The organism is Microcoleus sp. OTE_8_concoct_300 (assembly GCF_031383065.1).
Classification (GTDB): Bacteria; Cyanobacteriota; Cyanobacteriia; order Cyanobacteriales; family Microcoleaceae; genus Microcoleus.
Genome location: NZ_JANMZH010000535.1, coordinates 1 through 4,657, shown reverse-complemented (window position 1 = coordinate 4,657; position 4,657 = coordinate 1). Strand labels below are relative to the sequence as shown.

General features: G+C 46.2%; 3 protein-coding genes. 1 reads left to right on the top strand and 2 read right to left on the bottom strand.

Annotated features, from left to right (window positions below; all coding sequences use genetic code 11):
* Window positions 1-326: 326 nt before the first annotated feature.
* Window positions 327-1,043 (bottom strand): hypothetical protein, encoded by a 717-nt coding sequence (locus tag ACUVJL_RS24705; RefSeq protein ID WP_445248254.1) that lies wholly within the window; start codon window positions 1,041-1,043, stop codon window positions 327-329.
* 345 nt (window positions 1,044-1,388) lie between these two features.
* A complete protein-coding gene (locus ACUVJL_RS24700) occupies window positions 1,389-2,762 on the bottom strand; it encodes a tyrosine-type recombinase/integrase (protein WP_445248253.1) in 1,374 nt (457 codons plus the stop codon).
* A gap of 594 nt (window positions 2,763-3,356) precedes the next feature.
* Here ACUVJL_RS24700 and argC point away from each other — a divergent pair.
* Window positions 3,357-4,415 (top strand): N-acetyl-gamma-glutamyl-phosphate reductase, encoded by a 1,059-nt coding sequence (gene argC, locus ACUVJL_RS24695; RefSeq protein ID WP_445248252.1) that lies wholly within the window; start codon window positions 3,357-3,359, stop codon window positions 4,413-4,415.
* Window positions 4,416-4,657: the final 242 nt, after the last annotated feature.

Here is a 4,657-nt window from a genome sequence, read left to right as displayed (position 1 = left end):
ATGTCTCTTGATGTAGTCCACAGTACCGTTTAAAGTCGGCGGGGTTTAACTTTTGTACTTGTTCGTAATTCATCTTATGGGAGCTAATTATTTCTTTTATTTTACCTAGAACGAGCGCACTTTCGCAAGAGGTCTATTGTTTATTCTCGACAGCTAAGTGTATTTTCACGAATAGCCGGCTATGATAGCTGGCTAAACCAAAATATAGAGCGGTATTCAAAAATTTGGATTAACAAATGTGTAGAAAGTAAAAAAAAAGCTAGAGTCACACTATACACATGATGTGAGCCTAGCTTTTTACTTTCCGTGCCGTGCGATCGCCTTGGTTAAAGCTCAAGCAATATCTCGTTTAGCTCCTCTCGGGTTGGCGGGAACTGTCCGCCCCGTTCGTGGTGAGTCAGCAGTCGCTTCCAAGTGACCCCGCTATCCCAGTTGCCAAAGTGTTTAGCGTAAGCATAGATGCCCTTGTCCTGAGCCTCTTGAATCAGCACGGCTCTATCCTTAGAAACTCGTCCTCGTTTTTCGACCGCTCGGTAGTTCTGGCTCATTTTCACGGGGTCGGGTAGCGGCTCGTAGTATGCAGATGCAATATCGTCAACATAATCCAAAGCCCGCATGGTGTTGATAGTGGCTGGCATCCAACAAGCCAGCTTGAGTACAGCCCTGGGGGGCAGCAGAAAGTTAAGGCTCGGTTTTCCTATCCAGCACAGTCCCAGCACGGGTTCTGCGTCAATCAAATGCGTCTCAGGACACCAAAACATACCGTCCCCCCGCAGTTGGGGGTCAAAGTAACGAATTAAGCGATCGGTAGTTTTCGGCTCAACGCCGTAAAAAGCATCTACCTGTTCGGGTAGTAGCACAGGGGCTTGGTAGTAGTGAAGCCAGTGCGCCGACTTAACGCCGATGTCGAGTGCGCCAAAAGCGACTGAGTGAGAAATACCGTCAAACACGGCATCCCGATACCAGCGTAGCGCTAGGGGGGCGTCCCACGAGTACGTTAAAAATTGCGATCGCGGGTAGCCCGTGACAGATTTTTGTGACATAATAATATTCTCAATTGTGTAGGCAATTGAGAAAACAGCAGTCATCGGGGTGCAACCCGGTGGCTGTGTGGCTGTCTCTCACTTTTTACGATCGCAGTATTTTGCGCCTCGCGTCAACCCGCAAAATCGGTCATATTCAGTCCTTTTTTACAGTTAGCCGCCTAACATGGGCGGCTAAACCACAAAATACACTTAAATACTCTCATTTATAGAGAATCACATTTCGCTTCACATCATGCACATTATGTGAGTGAAAGTTTCCTTCTTCCGAGCCGTGCGATCGGCAATAAAAAAAAACCGCCCCCTTGTTAGGAGACGGTCGGTAGGTAAGGTGCGAGAGTTAAATTAAAACTCGCAGAAAGTTGCGTCAGGGTTAATCCCCAAGTAATGCTTCTGAATTACCTCTACACTGTTACCACACGCGGTAGCTAGCAGAAATAAGTCGGTTCCCGCGTGTGCCTGTAAACTGATAAACGTGTGCCTGGTATGGTAGGGAGAGAGATAGCCTGAGATTCTACCTTCCTCTACCAGTTGAGTAACTACACCGGGATATACATATTTTTTTTGAGGATGATTTAATTCGTATGTGTTCCAAAGCTTAGCAAGTTGACCTATATACCAAGCTTTGCCGTTTCTTTGTGTAAAAATTAAATCCGTAGGCTTAGCATCTACAGGCTTAATTTTTAACAACAGATTTTCGAGCTTGGAGTAAACTTTGAAAATCCTGGTTTCACCTGTTTTTGTAACCTGAGTGTTTTTTAATCGTCCGTTGTAAGACTTGCTAAACCGAATGTAATCTTTATCCCGTCCTAAAAAAACGTCCTTCCATTCAAGTGCAAACGCTTCACCACTACGGCAACCTGTTAAAAACAAAAATTCAACTAAAGGTGCTGCTTGACGTACATTAGACTTATCGGACTCATAAAACGCCTTGATGATGATGTCACGTTCTTCCTTAGTAAAAGCACGTCTGTCGCGTTCATCTGGATCGGTTTCCGTATCTTCGGTATCCCACCATCGTAAAAGCGAGCCATCAGCGTTAATAGCTGCCTTATATTTATCTGTTTTGTTGACGACAGCAGTAGAATTGAACCCCGCGAACGGATTAGATGTAAGGTTTGTCCTCCCTTGAGACTGTAAGCGCAAAAATGCCTCGGAAAGAGCAGAAATAACTGAATGCTTGGTCGCAGCGCAACAGGTGAACCGAGACAAGTAATCGCCCATTTTCCCGCTCAATCGTTCATCCCACAGGGGATTATCCGAGGTCAAATAAACATGATTTTTTCTGTCATACACTTTTCCTTTAAGGGGATTAGTGTAAGTAATTTGATAAAGAAGCTCGAAAGTAGTTGGTTGTAACTGTGGTTGTTTCCACTCCAAGTAATCCTCCCACATTGCCCCTACTGTCATCTCAGGTTCAGGTTCTGGGATAGGTGCAGCCAGCTTAAGTTCAGCGGTGTACTTACTCTTTAAACCGTACTTGGCAAAACTGGGGTCAAACAACTGTTGCCAGTCAGGATGCTGCAAGTCACCTTCAATCCTCCAAGCGATAGCGATCGCCTTTTGCCAGTTCTCCGGGGTGTCCTTGAGGGACAAGCCCTGATGCTTGCGCTTACCCCCAAAAATAGGGTTGTACTTGGTACTGAACTGCAATCGGAGAGTACCGTTATCGGACTGAACTTTGACCGTCTCAGGTGTGGATTGTGTTTTAGCGTACATATTGATTTTTCAAGGTTCTGCAAGAGTTTTGGCTTCTATCAACTTTCTAGCAAACCTTGGGATTCACAAAATCTGCATAGCGTGAATGAAGCTGTAGAAACAATATATCACGGTTATGGCAATATTTCTACCACTATGCCCATAGTTCGTTCGGCAACGAAGCCGTGTACAAGATTTAACAGATTTAACGGATGGATATTGAGCTTCGAGGCTCGAGCTTCGAGGAAAAAATCTTAATCTCCGGTTTGGGGATGGGTTAAAGTAAGTTTTTTATAGCACGATCGCAGATCCGTTTGTTAATTTTAGGGTTTTGGCGCGAGGTCAGTCGATTTGAGATTTGAGATTTGAGATTTTAGATTTACTTGCAGCTTTGAATCTGGAAGGTGGAACTTTGGTCTAAAATTTTGGGCTCTCCAGGAAAGGAGTCGGGGCTTTGTATCGGTTTTTGGGCGGGGTCAAACACCGGGAAATTAACAAAACTCCACCTTCAATACAAAACAACACAATTCTTTGCCACCAAAGTTGGCATTTGGTACTACAATGCAGCAAAAGTTCAAGCGTTTTTGACTTCAACTGCTGAGGGGATAAAGGAAAATGGGAGATGTTGGACGTGTGCCTGTAGGAATTATCGGCGCTTCAGGGTACGGCGGCGTGCAACTTGTGCGACTGCTGGCAGATCACCCAGCGGCTGAAGTAGTCTATTTGGGCGGGGATAGCAGTGCGGGAAAACCTTTTTCCAGCCTTTATCCGCATCTGACTAACTGCATTGATTTGACAGTCGAGGCGATCGACCTAGACAAAATAGCGGCAAAATGTGAAGTTGTGTTTCTGTCGCTGCCGAACGGTTTAGCTTGCCAAATGGCACCGACGCTGATAGAAAAAGGCTGCAAAGTCTTGGACTTGTCGGCTGACTACAGATTTGAAAATCTGGAAACTTACAAAGCTTGGTACGGCGGCGAACGATCCGACTCGGAATTGGCTGCAACGGCTGTTTACGGTTTGCCAGAATTGTATCGCGATCGAATTAAAGACGCTAAGTTAGTAGGCTGTGCCGGCTGCTACGTCACTGCTAGTTTATTAGCGCTGGCGCCTTTGCTCAAACAAGGTCTCATCGTGCCAAAAACAGCAATTATCGACGCCAAATCCGGTGCTTCTGGAGGGGGCCGCAAAGCCGAAGTTAATCTCTTGTTGGCTGAAGCAGAGGGTTCTCTGGGCGCTTACGGCGTTGCCCGCCACCGCCACACCCCAGAAATCGAGCAAATTTGCAGCGATTTAGCCGGACACGATATTAAAGTTCAGTTTACTCCCCACCTAATTCCGATGGTGCGGGGAATTCTGGCCACTGTTTACGCAACTTTGCGCGATCCGGGTTTGGTGCGGGAAGATTTAATTACAATTTTCACCGCTTTTTACCGCAATTGTCCTTGGGTAAAAGTGTTGCCGGCTGGGGTTTATCCGCAAACAAAATGGGCTTGCGGCACTAACCTGTGTTTTATCGGTGTGGAAGTCGATCCCCGTACTGACAGGGTGATTGTGCTCTCGGCGATCGACAATTTAATTAAGGGACAAGCCGGTCAAGGCATCCAGTGCATGAACTTGATGATGGGTTGGGAAGAAACTTTGGGTTTGCCACAATTGGCTTTCTATCCTTAATTGACAATTGGTAATTGGTAATTGGTAATTGGTAATTGGGATGTAAATCATCCCTGGGGCCGGGGCGGGTTTACGAGATTATTGGTTTTAGGCCATTATTTTTGGTAAAACCCGCCCCTTGTATCTTAAAAGAGTTGGTGTAGCGCTCGTACCGTCAAGCAGGCGATCGCCAGCTCAATCAGGCGATCGAACCGACAAGTGGGCGATCGTACCGATAAGTGGGCGATCGCTCGATCAAGTAG